This is a genomic window from Amycolatopsis sp. NPDC048633, from assembly GCF_040650695.1.
Taxonomy (GTDB): Bacteria; Actinomycetota; Actinomycetes; order Mycobacteriales; family Pseudonocardiaceae; genus Amycolatopsis.
In genome coordinates this window covers 13716-31227 of the sequence record NZ_JBEZHS010000052.1, presented here as the reverse complement: position 1 = coordinate 31227, position 17512 = coordinate 13716, and the positions used below count along the sequence as shown (strand labels likewise).

The 17512-nt window shown below is 72.6% G+C and carries 15 protein-coding genes; 4 read left to right on the top strand and 11 right to left on the bottom strand.

The annotated features are described in order from the left end of the window. Nucleotides 1-20: 20 nt before the first annotated feature. A complete protein-coding gene (locus AB0C38_RS46220) occupies nt 21-1361 on the top strand; it encodes an alpha/beta hydrolase (RefSeq protein ID WP_360686885.1) in 1341 nt (446 codons plus the stop codon). Then, nucleotides 1358-1729, top strand: a complete 372-nt coding sequence (locus AB0C38_RS46215) for a hypothetical protein (protein WP_360686882.1) — start codon at nt 1358-1360, stop codon at nt 1727-1729. The genes AB0C38_RS46220 and AB0C38_RS46215 overlap by 4 nt, the downstream gene beginning before the upstream one ends. A 345-nt stretch (nt 1730-2074) precedes the next feature. On the opposite strand, the gene AB0C38_RS46210 is transcribed toward AB0C38_RS46215, so the two are convergent. The 4 genes from AB0C38_RS46210 to nadA all read right to left on the bottom strand — a co-directional run bounded on the left by AB0C38_RS46210 (nt 2075) and on the right by nadA (nt 6869). Next, entirely contained in the window at nt 2075-3253 is a 1179-nt protein-coding gene (locus tag AB0C38_RS46210; RefSeq protein WP_360686879.1) for a S8 family serine peptidase, read from the bottom strand. 72 nt (nt 3254-3325) lie between these two features. Then, nucleotides 3326-4219, bottom strand: a complete 894-nt coding sequence (gene nadC / locus AB0C38_RS46205) for a carboxylating nicotinate-nucleotide diphosphorylase (protein WP_360686877.1) — start codon at nt 4217-4219, stop codon at nt 3326-3328. Then, complete coding sequence (locus AB0C38_RS46200) at nt 4216-5859, bottom strand: L-aspartate oxidase (protein WP_360686874.1); 1644 nt, start codon at nt 5857-5859, stop codon at nt 4216-4218. The genes nadC and AB0C38_RS46200 overlap by 4 nt, the downstream gene beginning before the upstream one ends. Further along, the gene (nadA, locus tag AB0C38_RS46195; RefSeq protein WP_360686871.1) at nt 5856-6869 is read right to left on the bottom strand and encodes a quinolinate synthase NadA; all 1014 of its coding nucleotides are present in this window, start codon (nt 6867-6869) and stop codon (nt 5856-5858) included. Before nadA ends, AB0C38_RS46200 begins: the two co-directional genes overlap by 4 nt. A 111-nt stretch (nt 6870-6980) precedes the next feature. On the opposite strand from nadA, the gene AB0C38_RS46190 reads away from it, so the two are divergent. After that, complete coding sequence (locus AB0C38_RS46190; protein WP_360686868.1) at nt 6981-7613, top strand: NUDIX domain-containing protein; 633 nt, start codon at nt 6981-6983, stop codon at nt 7611-7613. 40 nt (nt 7614-7653) lie between these two features. After that, nucleotides 7654-8370, top strand: coding sequence for an LON peptidase substrate-binding domain-containing protein (locus AB0C38_RS46185; RefSeq protein WP_360686865.1), 717 nt, complete (start codon nt 7654-7656; stop codon nt 8368-8370). Here AB0C38_RS46185 and AB0C38_RS46180 read toward each other — a convergent pair whose 3' ends face one another. From AB0C38_RS46180 to AB0C38_RS46150, 7 genes are all read right to left on the bottom strand, one after another. Continuing rightward, the gene (locus AB0C38_RS46180; RefSeq protein WP_360686862.1) at nt 8371-9405 is read right to left on the bottom strand and encodes a M48 family metallopeptidase; all 1035 of its coding nucleotides are present in this window, start codon (nt 9403-9405) and stop codon (nt 8371-8373) included. A gap of 58 nt (nt 9406-9463) precedes the next feature. After that, nucleotides 9464-10060 carry a DUF2567 domain-containing protein gene (locus AB0C38_RS46175; RefSeq protein WP_360686859.1) on the bottom strand — a complete coding sequence of 199 codons (597 nt, stop codon included), beginning with the start codon at nt 10058-10060 and terminating at the stop codon, nt 9464-9466. A gap of 237 nt (nt 10061-10297) precedes the next feature. After that, on the bottom strand, nt 10298-10501 hold the full coding sequence (locus AB0C38_RS46170) for a hypothetical protein (RefSeq protein WP_360686856.1): 204 nt from the start codon (nt 10499-10501) through the stop codon (nt 10298-10300). Further along, nucleotides 10488-11501, bottom strand: coding sequence for a biotin synthase BioB (bioB, locus tag AB0C38_RS46165; protein WP_360686853.1), 1014 nt, complete (start codon nt 11499-11501; stop codon nt 10488-10490). The genes AB0C38_RS46170 and bioB overlap by 14 nt, the downstream gene beginning before the upstream one ends. A 72-nt stretch (nt 11502-11573) precedes the next feature. Then, entirely contained in the window at nt 11574-12293 is a 720-nt protein-coding gene (bioD, locus tag AB0C38_RS46160) for a dethiobiotin synthase (protein WP_360686917.1), read from the bottom strand. A 410-nt stretch (nt 12294-12703) separates the two neighbouring features. Then, complete coding sequence (locus tag AB0C38_RS46155; protein ID WP_360686850.1) at nt 12704-14896, bottom strand: bifunctional SulP family inorganic anion transporter/carbonic anhydrase; 2193 nt, start codon at nt 14894-14896, stop codon at nt 12704-12706. 270 nt (nt 14897-15166) lie between these two features. Further along, nucleotides 15167-17398, bottom strand: a complete 2232-nt coding sequence (locus tag AB0C38_RS46150) for a bifunctional SulP family inorganic anion transporter/carbonic anhydrase (RefSeq protein WP_360686847.1) — start codon at nt 17396-17398, stop codon at nt 15167-15169. Nucleotides 17399-17512: the final 114 nt, after the last annotated feature.

Below are 17512 nucleotides of genomic sequence, written 5' to 3'. Positions count from 1 at the left end.
TTTGAGAACGGAGGCGGGCCGTGACGGCTGCCGGCTATCGCGTCGCCCCGGCCCGCCTCGACACTTCGGCGGCCGAATTCGGTACGAGAGCGGACACGCTTTCCACCGCGCAGTCCGCTGTCGCGGGCGAGAAGGTGCCGGCCGCCGCGTTCGGGCAGGTCGACGCGGCCAAGGCCGCCGCCAAGACGTTCGAGAAGACCATGACCGAGCTGGGCCAGAAGCTCGGCGACGGCGTCTCGCGCGCCAAGAAGCTCCAAAGTGGACTGACCGAGTCGGCGGCCGGGTACCGGCGGGCCGACACGCAGGTCGCCGCGATGTACCGGGCGCTGATGCCCGAAGATCCCCTGCCGTCCGCCGGAAACCCCGCCGGGATCGGCGGTTCGGCCGACACCGGCGCGTGGGGGCAGGCGATCGAGCAGAACCGGGCGAAGGTCTCCGACGCTTTGACGGCGGAGCGCGCACGGCTGGCTTCGTTGACCGACGCCGACGAGATCGCGCGGTCGCAGTCACGGATCAAGCTGTACGAAGACATCCTCGCGAACAACCGGCAGATCCTGAAGTTCGACCCGTCCGGCAACGGCCGGATCGCCGAGCTCGTCGGGTACATCGAGCCGGGGACGCGCGACGTCGGGCTGTTCGTCCCCGGCGTCAACACGCAGATGTCCAACTTCGACGCCTACGCCGGCCTCGGGCGCAGCCTGGTGGCCGCGGACCCGACCGGCCGCACGGCGATGGTCGTCTGGGCCGACGGCGTCTTCCCGCAGAACCCGGTGGTGCAGGGGCCGGACGCGAGCTACGCGCAGGCGATGGCGCCCGACCTCAAGCACTTCACTGACGACCTGCGCGGCGAGATCGCGAGCCACGCGGGCTCCGACGTCACGCTGACGGCGATCGGGCACAGCTACGGCGGCGCGACGGTCGGGCTGGCCGAGACGCAGGGCCTCGACGTCGACCGCGTCCTGCACGTCGAGTCGGCGGGCATGGGCCACGGCGTGTGGTCGCCGTCGGACCTGCCGGCGAGCCAGGCGGGCGTCCAGCGGTTCTCGATGACCGCGCCGCTCGACCCGATCGAGATCGCCCAGGGCAACGCGTGGGGCCTGGAGTGGACCGGCATCGGGCACGGCGCGGACCCGGACACGTTCCCGGGCGTCACGGAGCTGGAGACCGGGCGGGGCGCCGACGGGTCGCAGCTGTGGGGGCTGTCGTCGCACAGTGACGTGCTGAAGCCGGGTTCGGAGTCGTGGACGAACATGTACCGCGTCATCACCGGTGGGCCGACCACGGCGAACGGCACCTTCGACCCGAATGGCATCCTCGAGAACGGCGTCGAGTTCCTGAACAACGGGGGTGTGCTGCGATGACTTCTTCGTCTTCGGACCTGGACCGCTTGGCAGGCGAGCTGACCGAGGTGATCGACGGCGTCGCGGCGGTGTTCGGCGACGCGGCGGCCCCGACGGTGAACGGCGAGCTGGACTGCGACCCCACCCGCCCCGGAAACCTGCTCTGCTGGCAGTACGGCGTCCGCCTGGAACACCCGGGAGACCCGGAAAGCCGCCTGACCGAAGTGATCCCCACCTTGGAACAGCGAGGCTGGCAGACCCACGACCGCAGCACCCCCCGCGAGCTGATCGCCCGCTTCAGCCGCGAAGGCGCGGACTTCACGATCCACGTGGCCAGGGCAAGCCACGCGGTGGCGATAATCGGCTCAACCCGCCCAGTCCCGGCTTAGGTGTCGACCCCCCAATCACGCGAGTCGACCCCCCAATCACACGAGATGCCCTCCCAATCACGCGAGATCGCTCCCCAATCACGCGAGTTCCGGCTTCAATCACACGAATCCCGCGCCTGATCACGCGAGCCGACCCTCCAGGTACGCGACCCGACCGTCCAGGTACGCGAGTTCGCCGTTCCGGTACACCGAACTCGCGTGCTCAGAACCGGGACTCGCGTGATTGGGCACGTAACTCGCGTGATCAGCGGGGCATCTCGCGTGATTGAGCAGGCATCACTCGTGTCTGGAGGGCATCACTTGTGATTGAAGGGTCGACTCGCGTGATGGGGGAGTCGACACGACCTACGGGGTGAAGCGGGACGGGCGCCAGCCACGTCGGCGGGCCCGGCGGACCGCCGCCACCGCCACTCCCGCCGCGGCCGCGAGAGCCACGCCGGCCAGTGCGATCGTGCCCGCCGCGACGTCGGAAGACGGACGCGCGGGGGCCGCCGCCGGGATCACCGCGGCTGCCGAACCCGAAGCCGGAACCGCGCCCGGCGGTGAGACGTCGGCCGGCAACGTCGAGGACACCGCCGCGTACGCGTCCAGCACTCCCCAGCCCAGACGCGGGTCGTGGCTGCCCGAACTCGGGCGGTGCGCCGTGAGTTCGAGCCGCGTGACGACCTGGTCGCCGGTCAGGTCCGGGTGGTACGCCCGGACCAGCGCCGCGACGCCGGCGACGTACGCCGCCGCCAGTCCCGGGTCGGTCACCGGCCAGCGGTGCGCCACCGCGCCGCCCGCGCCCGCCGACGTGCTGACCAGCTCCGCTCCCGGAGCGGCGACGCCGACGTAGTCACCTGCCTCCGTCTGCACCGGCTCGCCCGCGGGGTTCACCGATCCGACGGACAGCACCCCGGGCGTCGCCGTCGGGTACGACCGCGCGCCCTGCTGGGTCGCCGACGCCGCCGAGACCACCACCGCGCCTTCCGAACGCGCCCGCGCGATCGCGCCGGACAACGCCGGGTTGTCGAACGCCGCGGGTACCGCCACCAAGATCACGCTCGCGTGCCGGTCCACCGCCGTGTCGATCGCGCCGGCCAGCGCGCCCGGGTCGCCACCGCCGCCGTCGGACGCCGACGAGCCCGAGCCTTCCGTGTACCGGATCGGCAGCAGGTGCGCGCCGGGCGCGACGCCGGCGAACGTCGTCGACGCGTCCGGTTGCGCCCCGACGATCCCGGCCGCGATCGTGCCGCGGCCGTCGCAGTCCGACCGTTCGGTGCCGGCGCCGCCTTCGAGCTGCCCGGGCGCGAACTGGGTGTTCTGCCCGTCGACGCCGGTGCCGATCACGGCGACCAGCTGACCCTCACCCCGGGTCAGCGGCCAGAGCCGCGCCGGGTCGACCAGCCGCTGCCCCCACGGGACCTCGCCGGTGTAGGTGCCGGACGGGTTCGCGCACTGGCCCTGGGCGAACGCCGCCGGCGCGCCGGACACGGCCGTGCCCGCCACGAGACCCGCGACCGCGAGCACCGCCGGTAACCGCACCCGAACCCCCGAACGAAAAGACGGTGGCGGACAAGAACTTCCGCCACCGCCAGTTTACCCGGGAAAAGCCGTTCAGCGAAGGTCCATGCCCAGATCCAACGCGGGTGAAGAATGGGTCAGCCCGCCGACGGACAGATAGTCCACACCGGACTCGGCGTAGGCCTTACCACGGTCGAGGGTGAGCCCACCAGAGGATTCCAGCCGCGTCTTCGGGGAAACCTCGTCGCGGCGCGCCACCGCCTGACGGCACTGCTCCGGCGTGAAGTTGTCCAGCAGCACCTCATCGGCGGACGCCGCCAGCGCTTCTTCGAGCTGCGCAAGCGTGTCGACCTCCACCTCGCAGGCCAGTTCCGGCGCGTGCGCCCGGGCCGCCTCCAGCGCCGCGGTCACCGAACCCGCGGCGACGACGTGGTTGTCCTTGATCAGCACCGCGTCGCCCAGCCCGAGCCGGTGGTTCACCCCGCCGCCGCACCGGACGGCGTACTTCTGCAGCAGCCGCAGCCCCGGCAACGTCTTGCGGGAGTCCCGGATCGCACACCCGGTACCGTCCACTTCGGACACCCAGGCGGCGGTCGCGGTCGCGACGCCGGAGAGGTGGCACAGCAGGTTCAGCGCCGTGCGCTCGGCCGTGAGCAGCCCGCGCACCGGGCCGCGCAGCACCAGCGCCGGCTCCCCCGCGACCAGCCGTTCGCCGTCCTCACGCCCGGCCAGCACCTCGTACCCGGAACCCAGCACCAGGTCGAACACGGCCAGAGCCACCGGCAGCCCGGCGACCACGCCGTCCACGCGCGGGGTCAGCTCGGCGACCGCGGTCGCTTCAAGAGGCACCGTCGACGCCGTCGTCGCGTCCGGGCCGTACCGCAGGTCCTCGCCGAGCGCGGTCGTCACGACGCGCGTGACGTCGTCGACGTCGAGGCCGGACGCCGCGATCAGGCGGCGGACCGGTTCGGAGATCGGGAAAGTCATGCCACGCCCTCCAGGGGGATCGGGTCGGCCAGCACCGGCTGGCCGGACGGGCTGAGCCGGATGAGCTGGCTGCGGCGCCAGTTGTCGTCCAGCGCCGGGAAATCGGTCCGCACGTGGCAGCCGCGCGACTCGGTGCGCCGGACGGCCGCGGCGAGCAACGCCTGCGCCGCCAAGGTGAGCGCCGCGTCTTCGACGGCCGCGTGTGTCCACAGCGGACTGTCCTGTGTCGACAAGTCGAGCACCGAGCCCGCCGCGGCGAGCCCGTCGGCGTCCCGGCCGATCGCCGCGTACCGGCTCATCACGCGCTGCAGCGCGTCCCGGTCCGCGGCCGGCGCGACAGTCCAGGAAGACAGCCGCCCCCGCGAAGGGTCCGCCAAGAGACCCGCGGCCAGGTCCGCCGCGACGGCCTCCGCGACGCGCTGCCCGACGACAAGACCTTCGAGCAAGCTGTTGGACGCCAACCGGTTCGCGCCGTGCAGTCCGGTCCGCGCCACCTCACCGGCGGCGTACAGGCCGGGCACCGAAGAGCGTCCGTCCACAGTGGTCACCACGCCGCCGCACGAGAAGTGCGCCGCCGGGGTCACCGGGATCGGGTCGTGCGCGGGGTCGAGCCCCAGCGCCCCGCACGCCGCGAACACCGTCGGGAACCGCTGGGCGAACCCGGCGATCCCGGTCGCGTCGAGGAAGACGTGGTCGTCGACCCCGCCGGGCGACAAAGCCATCCGCCGGGTGATGGCCGCCGACACGACGTCGCGAGGCGCCAGGTCGCCCAGCGGGTGCACACCCGCCATGACCGAAGCGCCGGCGCCGTCGACCAGGGTCGCCCCTTCGCCGCGCACCGCCTCGGTGACGAGCGGGCAGCGGCCGCGCGCGCCCGGCGTGTAGAGCACCGTCGGGTGGAACTGGACGAACTCGATGTCGGCCACGGTCGCCCCGGCCCGCAGCGCGAGCGCGAGCCCGTCGCCGGTGGCGATCTCCGGGTTCGACGTCGCCTGGTAGAGCTGCCCGATCCCGCCGCTGGCCAGCAGCACGGCCGGCGCCCGGACGACACCCGGAACACCGTTCCGGTCGAGCACGGTGACGCCCGCGACCCGCCCGTCCGGCGTGCGCAGCGCGTCGACGGCGATGTGGTGTTCGAGCACCGGCACCCGCGCCTGCCCGGCCTGCGCGACCAGGGCGCGCTCGACCTCGGCGCCGGTGGCGTCGCCGCCCGCGTGGATGACGCGGAACGCGCTGTGCCCTCCCTCGCGGGCCCGGGCCAGCAGGCCGTCACCCGTGGAGTCGAACCTCGCACCGTCCGCGCGGAGCCGGGCCACCGCGGCCGGGCCGCCGTCGAGGATCGAGCGGGCGGCGGCCTCGTCGACCAGCCCGGCGCCCGCGGTGAAGGTGTCCTCCGCGTGCTTCGCGACCGAGTCCTCGAGGTCGTGCTGGTCTTCCAGGACCACCGCGACGCCGCCCTGGGCCCAGCGCGTGTTGCCGTCCTCGACCGCCGCCTTGGTGACCACCAGGACGTGCAGCCCGAGGGCCTGCGCGCGCAGCGCCGCGGTCAGCCCCGCGACGCCGCTGCCGATCACGACCAGATCCGCGCGAGCTTCCCAAACCGGGGTTTTCGCCCGTGGGTCATTAACCGGCGTGGTCATTCTCCGCCGCCAGGCTGCCCGATCTCGATCATCCGCTGCACCGAAGCGCGCGCCCGGGACGCCGTTTCGAGGTCGACGTGGACCTCGTCGAGACCGTCACGCAGGCACCGCAGCAGGGCGGCGGGCGTGATCATCTTCATGTACCGGCAGGACGCGCGGTCGTTCACCGCGCGGAAGTCGATGCCCGGCGCGGCCTTGCGGAGCTGGTGGATCATGCCGATCTCGGTGGCCACCAGAACGGTCTTGGCCTTGGTGTCGCGGGCCTCGTGGACCATGTCGCCGGTCGAGAGGATCTTGACCCGCTCCGGCGCCACGGCACCCTCGCCGGCCAGGTAGAGCGCCGACGTCGCGCACCCGCACTCGGGGTGGATGAACAGGTCCGCGTCCGGGTTCGCGGCCGCGCGCTCGGCCAGCTCGGCGCCGTTGATCCCGGCGTGGACGTGGCACTCCCCGGCCCAGATGTGGATGTTGTCCCGGCCGGTCACGCGCTTGACGTGCGCGCCGAGGAACTGGTCCGGCAGGAAGAGAACCTCCTGGTCAGCGGGGATGGACGCGACGACGTCGACGGCGTTCGAGGACGTGCAGCAGATGTCCGTTTCGGCCTTCACCTCGGCCGTGGTGTTGACGTAGGAGACGACGACGGCGCCCGGGTGCTCGGCCTTCCAGGCCCGCAGCTCGGCGCCGGTGATCGAGTCCGCGAGCGAGCAGCCGGCCCGCGCGTCGGGGATCAGGACGGTCTTCTCCGGGGCCAGGATCTTCGCGGTCTCGGCCATGAAGTGCACGCCGCAGAAGACGATGGTGGACGCGTCGCTGCTCGCCGCGATGCGGCTGAGCGCGAGGGAGTCGCCGGCGTGGTCGGCGATGTCCTGGATCTCCGGGACCTGGTAGTTGTGCGCGAGCAGGACCGCGTCGCGCTGCTTCGCCAGGCGCCGCACCTCCTCCGCCCAGGCCGCGTTCGCCTCGACCCCGCCGAACGGGGTGAGACCTTCCGGAACCAACGTGGTGGTCATCTGGCCCTCCTGGACCTGTCTCCGGTTTTCGCCTTATAATCGAAAACCGTGCGAAGTCATCTTAACACCCAGACCCCCCTGGCCCACGAGGTTTTGGGAGCGGTCCTTCAAGTGCGCTCGGACACACTGCGGGTGCTGCTGTGGCGCCGCGCGCTCGACCCGCACCTCGGCCGCTGGTCGCTTCCGGGCGGGCGGCTGCGGCCCGACGAGGACGTCGAAACGTCGATCCGGCGCCAGCTCGCCGAGAAGGTCGACGTCCGCCAGATCGAGCACGTCGAGCAGCTCGCGGTGTTCAGCGACCCGCACCGGGTCCCCGGCCCGCGCGTGGTCGCGACGGCGTTCCTCGCCCTGGTCCCCTCCGACGTCGACCCCGAGGTGCCCGAGGACACCGAGTGGCACGACGTCGCGAAGCTGCCGCGGACGGCCTTCGACCACGAGGCGATCGTGCTGCGCGCCCGCGACCGGCTGCGCTCGAAGCTCTCCTACACCAACGTCGGGTTCGCGCTCGCGCCCGACCGGTTCACGATTTCCGCGCTGCGCCGGCTGTACTCGGCGGCCCTGGGCTACCGCGTCTCGGCGACCAACCTGCAGCGGGTGCTCTCCCGGCGCGGCCTGCTGGTTCCCACCGGGGACACCGCCGCGCCGGGCCGCGCGGGCGGGCGCCCCGCGGCACTGTTCTCCTTCACCGGCAAGGGCATGCAGATCACCGACCCGTTCGCCGTGTTCAAGCCGCCGAACCGGTGACCATCCTGCGGCGGAGGCGTTCTCCCCTTACGGTTGACGCGTGACAGAGCCGGAATCGGAAAGCGACGCGACGACGACCTTGCTGCCGTTGTTCCCGTTGCAGACGGTCCTGCTCCCGGGGACCAAGCTGCCGCTGCACATCTTCGAACCGCGGTACCGGCAGCTGATGGCGGACCTCGTCGGCGGCACGGTGCCGGGGCGCGAGTTCGGCGTGGTCGCCCTGCGGTCGTCCCTGACCCGCGAGGTGCGTGGTCTGGACCAGGTGTACGAGATCGGCTGCAGCACGGTGCTGCGCGAGGCGAAGCGCCTGCCGGACGGCCGGTTCGACGTCGTGACGCAGGCCCGGCGCCGCTTCCGGCTGACCGACCTCGACTGCGTGTCGGCGCCGTACATGATCGCTTCCGTCGAATGGGTCGACGACGACCCGGTGGCGCCGTCCGGCGACATGGCCGAACGCCTCGCCGCGGTCGCCCGCACGGCGCACCGGCGCTACTGCGAAACGGCGTGGCGCAGCGACGACTGGAACGCCCCGGACGCGGACACCGAACTGGCCGAGCTGGCCTACCAGCTGGCCGTGGACTGCCTGCTGCCGCTGGAGGACCGCCAGTGGCTGCTGGAGGAACGCCACCCCCTGCGCCGGCTCCGCATCGCGTGCCGGCTGCTGACGCGGGAGGCGGGGTTCCTCGACACGCTGGGCGCGGTGCCGCTGCCGCCCGGCGAGCTGACGGACCTCGGCAAGCCCGCCAGCCTCAACTGACTAGGCGCTGTCGCCGTTCCCGTTGCCGAACTTGCTCCACACCTTGCCCGCCGTGCTGGAAACCGCCTCGCCGACGTCGCTGAACACCTTCGTCAGCGGGTCGGCCGACGAGCTCCAGGAGTCCTTGTACGACTTCGCCGCCGACTTCAGGTCGTCCTTCCAGTCCGACGTCGGCGCGTCGTCGTCGCGGCGCGGGTAGTCGCCCGCCAGGATCGCGCGGTACTCCTCCGACGCCGCCCACTTCTGCAGCTGCGCCGCGCGGACCACCGCGAACGGGTGCGTCTCGGTCTCGACGAACCGCAGCTTGAGGAAGCTGTCGCGGATGTCGTCGACGGACTCGTACTCGCTCGCCTGCTGCAGGAACGACGGGATGTCGATGCGGGAAGGGTCGACGCCGCCCGCGATCTGGATCTGGGCGCGCAACGCGGCCGTCGGGTCCTGGCCGCACAGCAGCCCGGCGCGGTCGCACGACAGCTCGGCCTTGCGGTACCACTCGCGCAGCGCCGCGATGATCGCCCGGATGCCGAGCGCGCTCACCGGCGTCCACGACAGCGACATCTGCAGGCCGATCAGGCGCACCATGATCGTGCGGTAGACGGTGTGCCCGGACAGCACGTGACCCATCTCGTGCCCGATCGCGAACCGCAGCGACTCGTGGCCCATCAGTTCGACGAGCCCGGTGCTGACCCGGATGAACGGCTCGTCCATCCCGACCGCCGACGCCTGGGCACGCGGGTCCTGGTAGACGAACACGTTCGGCACGGCGGGCAGGTCCAGCGTCTCGGCGCACTCGTGGCGCAGCCGGTCGAGCTCCGGGTACTGCTTGGGCCCGACGCGGATCGACGACGCGAGCGCCATCAGCCGCTCGCCGCGCTCGTTGTAGAACCCTGAAACGGCCTTGACGACCTGAGCGAACCCGGGCACCGCACGCAGCGTCGCGAGCGCGCCGCGGTCCACCGGGTGCTCGTAGGCGCGCGGGCTGATGCCCGGGAAACGGACGGCGTTGTGCCGCGAGACCTCGATGTCTTCAGTCACTGAACCCCCTGTGATCGAGGCACCAGCTTAGGGGACAGTGCTCGACCGGGGACGTGCTTCAGCCGAGACGGCGGCCGAGGTCGTCGCGGCCGTTCCAGGTGGCGAGCAGGCTGTAGGCCACGGTCACGCCGAGCGGGCCGGTGAGCAGCACCCACCACGACTCCAGCCGCGGCGCCAGTTCGATCACCGAGCCGAGCGCGGGCGCGCTGCTGATGGCGTAGTGGCTGTTCGCCCAGCCGACGCCGAGCATCATGGCGAGAGCGCTCGCCAAGGCGACGCCGAGGACCGCGGCGAGCAACACGACGGGCCCGCGGCGCTCGCGCAGCAGCCAGACGACGATGCCGACCACGATCCCGAGCCCGAGGGTCATCAGCCCGAAGACCGCGAGGTCGTCGAAGCGGTGCCAGCTCTCCAGCTCCAGAGCGCCTTGGGTGCCGTCGGTGCCGATGATGCGCACGCGTTCCGGCGGGGCCAGGCGGGACCAGGCGAAGGCGAGCGGGAAGCTCAGCAGGCTGAGGGTGCCGAGCACGCTCACGGCGGGCAGCAGGTCGGCCTTGACGACGACCCGCGGCCGCCGCTCCCGGAACAGCACGGGCACCGACCACGGGCCGGCCACGGCCGACGGCCGGTGCGCGGGCCCCGACGACTCACTCACCCGGACTCCCTCCTGCGACTGTGCCAACCGGGGCTCTGCCCCGGGCCGGGAGCCCCGGCAAGCGTGCTGCGACCGAGGGTAACCGGTCGGTGCGTGAGCGCGGTGAGGCGTACGACGTGTCGCAACCGGGTTCGGCGGGCGGTCGCGGCCGTACCCACTGCACCGGACGCCATGAACGACTCGTTCAGCGCGCCGGACGCCATGAAAGAGTCGTTCATGACGTTCCGGCGGCCGACATCAGCCGCTCGCCGTCTCGCCGTGGCGGCTGCACTTGGCCGTCCAGCCGAGCGGGCTCACCTGGACCACCAGCCGCCGCGCGCAGAACGTGCAGTAGCGCGGCGGCTCCAGCGCCGTCCTCGGGTTGTGGCACGCCGGGTGGTCCGCGCCGCCGTCCGCCGGCTGTCCACAGTGGACGCAAAAGGCAGTGTCAGAGGCTGTCACTGAGCGCCTTGATGGGCATCTTGAGCTCGTCGAGCATCTCCAGGTCCGCCGAAGCCGGCCGGCCCAGGTTGGTCAGGTAGTTGCCGACGATGATCGCGTTGATGCCGCCGAGCATGCCCTGCTCCGCGCCGAGGTCGCCGAGCGTCAGCTCACGGCCGCCGGCGAAGCGCAGCATCGTGCGCGGCATCGCGAGCCGGAACGCCGCGACCGTCCGCAGGGCGTCCTTGCCCTCGACGATTTCGTAGTGCTCGTAAGGCGTGCCCGGCTGCGGGATGAGGAAGTTCATCGGCACCTCGTGCGGGCTCAGCTCGGCCAGCTGCACCGCGAACTCCGCGCGCTGCTCGACCGTCTCCCCCATGCCGATGATGCCGCCGCAGCAGACCTCCATGCCCGCCTCGGCGACCATCCGCAGCGTGTCCGCGCGCTCTTCCCAGGTGTGCGACGTGACGACGGACGGGAAGTGCGAGCGCGCCGTCTCGAGGTTGTGGTTGTAGCGGTGCACGCCCATCTCGACGAGCTCGTCGACCTGCTCCTGCGTGAGCATGCCGAGCGAGCAGGCGATCTGGATGTCGTTGCCGTCCTCGCGGATCGCCTTCACGCCCTCGCGGACCTGCGCGAGCAACCGCTTGTCCGGGCCGCGGACGGCGGCGACGATGCAGAACTCCGTCGCGCCGGTCTCGGCGGTCTGCCGGGCGGCCTTGACCAGGTTCGGGATGTCGAGCCACGCCGAGCGCACCGGCGTCGGGAAGCGGCCGGACTGCGAGCAGAAGTGGCAGTCCTCCGGGCAGCCGCCGGTCTTGAGGCTGATGATGCCCTCGACCTCGACCTCGGGCCCGCACCAGCGCATCCGGACGTCGTGGGCCAGGGCGAGCAGGTCGGGCAGCCGGTCGTCGGGCAGCCGCAGCACCTCGAGGACTTCGGCTTCCCCCAGGCCGACGCCGTTTTCGAGGACGTGCTCGCGCGCGTAGGCGAGGACATCGGTGTCCGGGACTGCGGTCACGGCGTCTCCTTGATCGTGGTGGAAGCGTCCCTCATCGTGCACGAAGGCACCCCGGGACGACAGCGACGCAGGTCACTTCCCGGCGGAAGCGCATCCCGCGAAAAGCTCGGGGTCGAACTCGCCGCCGAACCACGGCGAGAGCCCGGCCCGCGCGGCGGACAGGAACTCGTCGGGCGACGCCTCCCCGAGCCCGGCCGGCAGCGCGCCGAGCAGCGGCGCACCGGCCGCGACCGGCAGGTCTTCGAGGTTGGACAGCGCCGCGAGGTCCGGTTCGGCGGGCCACGAGCCGATGATGACGCCGGCGACGGTCAGCCCGCGTTTCGTGGCGACCTCGGCGGTGAGCGCGGTCGCGTTGAGCGTGCCGAGGCCCGCCTCGGCGACGATGATCACGAGCGAGCCGAGCGACCAGGCGACGTCGGCGAGGCTGGAGCCACTGCGGTCGAAGCGCACCAGCAGCCCGCCGGCGCCTTCGATCAGGGTGAGGTCGTGCCCGCTGTCGAGGTCGGACGCGGCCCGCGCGATCTCCCCGGGATCGAGCGCGGGAAGGCCACTGCGCCGCGCGGCGGCCTCGGGCGACAGGGGGTCGGGGTACCGCCGCAGCTCGAGCGTGGTGACGCCGTCCCCGGCGAGCCGGACGACGTCCTGCAGATCGCCGGCCTCATCGGGTCCGACACCGGTCTGCGCGGGTTTCAGGACGGCGACGCGCTGCCCACCGGCCACCGCCAAGGCGGCGATGGCCGCCGTGGTGATCGTCTTGCCGACCCCGGTCCCGGTCCCCGTCATCACCAGCATGGTCACGGGCCATCAACTTAGTGACTCCACCGGCGGGCGCGCACCGCGGGCACCGGATGGAGCGGGGTGGCGACGGAAGATTCCCTGGTCGAGGCCGGTTCGCGGTCGGGGCTGGTGGGCCGCGGCCCAGGTGCGGCCCCGGGCGACGAATCTCCGACCGGGCCGGGCCGGACGCGGGCCAGGCCGGGGCGCGGGCCGGGCGCGAGGCGCGGGCCGGGCGCGAAGCGCGGGGCCAGCCCGAGGCGCGGGCCAGGCGCCGGCCGCGGGCAGGCCTGGGGCGCGGGCAGGCCCGGGACGCGGGCCGGGCGCGAAGTGCGGGGCCAGCCCGAGGCGCGGGCCAGACCCCGGCCGCGGGCCAGGCCCGGGGCCGGGGCGCGGGCCGGGCGCGGCTGTGCCGGCCCGCGCGAACCTCAGGCCCCCGGCACCACCACCGGCGCCCCGGCCGGGCGGAACGTCCGCTCCGCCGCGTCGAACAAGTACACCTGCGCGGTCCCGACCGCGAAGTACATCCCGGTCAGCTGCACCTTCCCCGCCGTCTCGGCCGCGGCCACCGAGGGGTACTCGCGCAGGTGCTCCAGCTGCTGGAGCACGTTGTGCAGCGCCAACCGGTCGCCGTCGCGGTCGGGGACCGCTCCGTCCAGCGTCGCCGCGCCCGTCCGGTGCGCGCTCGGCTCCGCGTGCCGGAGCCAGACGGCCAGCGGGCCCGGCGGTGGGCCGTCGGCCAGGGCCGCCATCGCGCCGCAGCCCGAGTGACCGCACACCACGATCTCCTCCACTCCCAGGACGCCGACCGCGTACTCGATCGACGCGTTCATCGACGGGTCCGCCTGTCCCGGCGGGACGAGGTTGCCGATGTTGCGGATCGTGAACAGGTCGCCCGGGCCGCTGGTGGTGATCAGGTTCGGCACGATCCGGGAGTCGCCGCAGGTGATGAACAGCGTGCGGGGGCGCTGGCCGTCGGCGAGGCCGGACAGCGTGTCGCGCAGCAGCGGGGCCGCGCGGCGGTGGAACTCGGTCGCGCCGCGGCGGGTCTGCTGGGCCGGGATGCCTTCCACGGCCTGCCATTCCGACCACGGCGCGAGCCAGCGCGGCACCGCCCGGCTCGCGGCCAGCCGGGACCGCGTCGGGCGGCCCGCCTTGCCCTCGCCGAACCACGGGTGGCCGACCTCGTCGACGTCCACCGTGCCGCCGGCGCGCTCGTGCGCCTGCTGCCACGTGGTGAGGCTTTCGAACGCCGCGTGGTCGAGGTAGTCGACGACCAGCTCCAGCCGCACCGGCACCCCGGCCGGGACGGCGCCGAGCACCTTCGACAGCCGCGGCACCGACAGGAACGTCAGGACACCTTCGACGACCACGCGCCAGGTGTCGCCTTCCCGCCCTGTGCTTTCCCTTTCGACGTAGATGCCCGACCACAGCGTGCGGCGCAACATCAGCACCAGCGCGAGCCCGATCCCGGCGAGGACGCCGGTGAGCAGGTCGAACACGACGACACCGCCGAGCGTGACCAGGTACATGGGCAGGTCGCCGTGCGCGAGCACCGTCTTCAGGTGCTCGGGGTTGACCAGTTTCGCGCCGACGTGGACGAGCAGCCCGGCCAGCGCGGCCAGCGGGATGTTCTGGATCAGCCCGGCGAGCAGGACGACGAACACGAGCACCCAGACGCCGTGCAGCACCGCCGACGCCCGCGTCTTCGCGCCGGCGGCGACGTTCGTGGAGCTGCGGACGATGACGCCGGTGACCGGCAGCCCGCCCAGCGCCCCGGAAACCACGTTGGCCGCGCCCTGCCCGATGAGCTCGCGGTCCAGGTTGGCGCGCGGGCCGGTGTGCAGGCGGTCGACCGCGACCGCCGAGAGCAGGCTTTCCACGCTGGCGATCAGGGCGATGGTGACGACGGCGAGCGCGAACCCGCCCCAGCCGCCGCCCGGCAGCCGCGGGACGAGGTGGACGTCGAGCAGGTCACCGGGCAGTTCGACGCGGGGCAGCGTCATCCCGGCCAGCACCGAGACCAGCGTCGCGGTGGCGATCGCGGCCAGCGGCCCCGGCACCTTGCGGACGGCGGCCGGGAGCTTCGGCCAGAGCAGCAGGATCGCGATGGTGAGCAGGCCGATCAGGGTGGCGGAGTCGTGGTGGGCGACGATCTGGCCGGGCAGCTCGGCGATGTTCTCGATCGCGGAGCTCTGGGCCTTGCCGCCGAGGATGACGTGCAGCTGGCCGAGCACGATCGTGACACCGATGCCGGCCAGCATGCCGTGCACGATGGCCGGCGAGATGGCGAGCGCGGCGCGGGCGATCCGGCTCAGCCCCAGCAGGATCTGCAACGCGCCGGCGGCGACGGTGATCGCGCAGGTGACGGCCCAGCCGAAGGTCTGGATGGTTTCGGCCATGACGACGGTCAGGCCGGCGGCGGGCCCGCTCACCTGGAGCGCGGAGCCGCCGAGAGCACCGGCGACGACGCCACCGACGACGGCGGCGACGAGCCCGGCGGCGACCGGCGCGCCCGAAGCGAGGGCGATGCCGAGGGACAGGGGGACAGCGACGAGGAAGACGACCAGTGAGGCCGGCAGGTCGTGGCGGAGCACGGCGAGGGGTCTCATGATCACCATGCAACCGGAAATCGTGTGAAATGTCCGCTATGCACCACCCGATCGAGTGAACAACTGGCCACATTTAGCCCGAACGTCACAAATCAGGCGGACTGTTCACCTGCCGTTCACAAGATCAAGTACCTGTCACGCGACAGTTGAATCCCGTACTACACAAGGCTTTCCGCTCACCGGCACCAGCGCCCCAATGTGGCCTTGGGTGCGTCAGACGCACCGAAGGCCGCCTTGGGTGCGTTCAACGCATCGAAGGCCACATTGGGGCGCTCGGCGTCAGTGCTCCAGCGCGCCCGCCGGGACGAACCCGCGCGCCGCATCGTCCAAAAGGGACACTTGCGCCGCACCGACGTCGAAGTACATCCCGGTCAGCCGGAGCCCGCCGCGCGCCAGCGAGTCGGCGACCACCGGGTACCCGCGCAGGGTTTCCAGCTGCTGCACCACGTTCTGCAGCGCGAGCTGGTCGGCCTCGGCGGCCGGCCGGTCGCCGCCGAGCAGCAGCGGCGCTTCGCGGGCGCGGCGGCGCAGCGTCGCTTCGCCGTGGCGCAGCCAGCTGCCGAGCTGGACCAGGCCGTCCGGTGCCCGGCCGAGCAGCGCCTTCATCGCCCCACAGCCGGAATGCCCGCACACCACGATCTCCGCGACGCCCAGCACCCCGACGGCGTACTCGATCGCCGCGCCGACCGACGAGTCGTCGCCGTCCGCCGGCGGCACGAGGTTGCCGATGTTCCGCACGGTGAACAGGTCGCCCGGGCCGCTCGTGGTGATGAGGTTCGGCACGATCCGCGCGTCGCCGCAGGTGATGAACAGCGTGTGCGGCTGCTGGCCGTGCGCCAGCCCGCTCCACGTGTCGCGCAGCAGCGGCGCCGTGCGGCGGTGGAACTCCGAAGCACCGCGGCACAACAGGGAACTGGCCGTGCGCTGGGCCGGCAGCACGACGTGCTCGGCCTGCCACTCCGACCACGGCGCGAGCCACCGCGGCACGACCCGCGCGGCGACGCTGCGCCGCACGGTCGGCGCGCCCGAGCTGCCGCGTTCGAACCACGGGTGCCCGATCTCGTCGACCGTCACCGGCCCGGCGTGGGCCTGCTGCCAGCCGCGCAGGCAGTCGAACGCGGCGTGGTCGAGGTAGTCGACGAGCAGCTCGAGCCGGACTTCGGCGTGCGGGGGCACCTCGGCGAGCACCCGGGTCAGCCGCGGCACGGACAGGAACGTCAGCGCGCCTTCGATGACGACGCGGTGGCGGTCGCCGTCCTTCTCCACGTGAATGCCCGAGAAGATCATCCGGCGCAGCATCATCGCGAGCGCCAGCAGTATCCCGGCCGCGACGCCGGTCAGCAGGTTGACGGCGACCGCGCCGGCGAGCGTGACGGCGTACACCGGCAGGTCGCCGTGGCGCCGCACTTCCTTGAGCCCGTGGAGGTTCACGAGCTTCGCCCCGACGTAGACCAGCAGCGCGGCGAGCGCCGCGAGGGGGATCAGCCGCAGGACGCCGGTGAACAGCAGGCACGCGGCGAGGATCCAGACGCAGTGCAGGATCGCCGACGCCCGGGTGCGCGCCCCCGCTTCGTGATTGGTCATGCTGCGCACGATGACGCCGGTGACCGGGAACCCGCCGAGGGCGCCGGCGGCGACGTTCGCCGCGCCCTGCCCGATCAGCTCGCGGTCGAGGTCGGTACGCGGGCCGCCGCGGAGCTTGTCCACCGAGACCGCGGACAGCAGGCTCTCGAGGCCGGCGATCAGCGCGATGGTCAGCGCGGCGAGCGCGAACCCTCCCCAGCCGCTGTCGGGCAGCCGCGGCACGATGTGCAGCGCGGGCAGCCCGGCCGGGAGGTCGACGCGCGGCAGGGTCATGCCGGTCGCGAGGGACAGGCCGGTGCCCAGCGCGACCGCGGCCAGCGGCGCGGGCACCCGGCGGACGAGCTTCGGCAGCCGCGGCCACGCCAGCAGCACCGCGAGCGTCACGACGCCGATCAGCACGGCCTCGTCGTGGTGCGCGGCGATCTGCGCCGGCAACGCGACGACGTTGGCGAGCGCGGAGCCCTGCGCCGAGCCGCCGAGCACGACGTGCAGCTGACCGAGCACGAGCGTGACGCCGATGCCGGCGAGCAGGCCGTGGACGATGGCCGGCGACACGGCGAGCGCGGCGCGGGCGAGGCGGGTCAAGCCGAAGAGGATCTGGAGCAGGCCCGCGGCGACGGTGATCGCGCAGGTGACGGGCCAGCCGTGGGTGGCGATCGTGTCGGCCAGCACCACGGTGAGAGCGGCGGACGGGCCGCTGACCTGCAGCGGCGATCCCCCGAAGACGCTCGCGACCAGCCCGCCGACGACGGCGGAGATCAGGCCCGAGAGCAGCGGTGCCCCGGCGGCGAAAGCCACGCCGAGGGACAGGGGGACGGCGACGAGGAAGACGACTGTCGAAGCGAGGACATCGTGCTTGAGGTTCTCCAGGTTTTTGGGGGCTGCCGGGGGTCCGGTGTCGTGCTCTCCGCGAACGATCTCGATCATGGACGCAGGATCGCCGAAACCGCGCGAAAAGTCCGCTACGCAAGCATTTCTCGCGTTTGTTCCGGTACGGACCGGTTCGGTTTCCCGGATCTTTCAGGCGAACAGCGCCCGGGA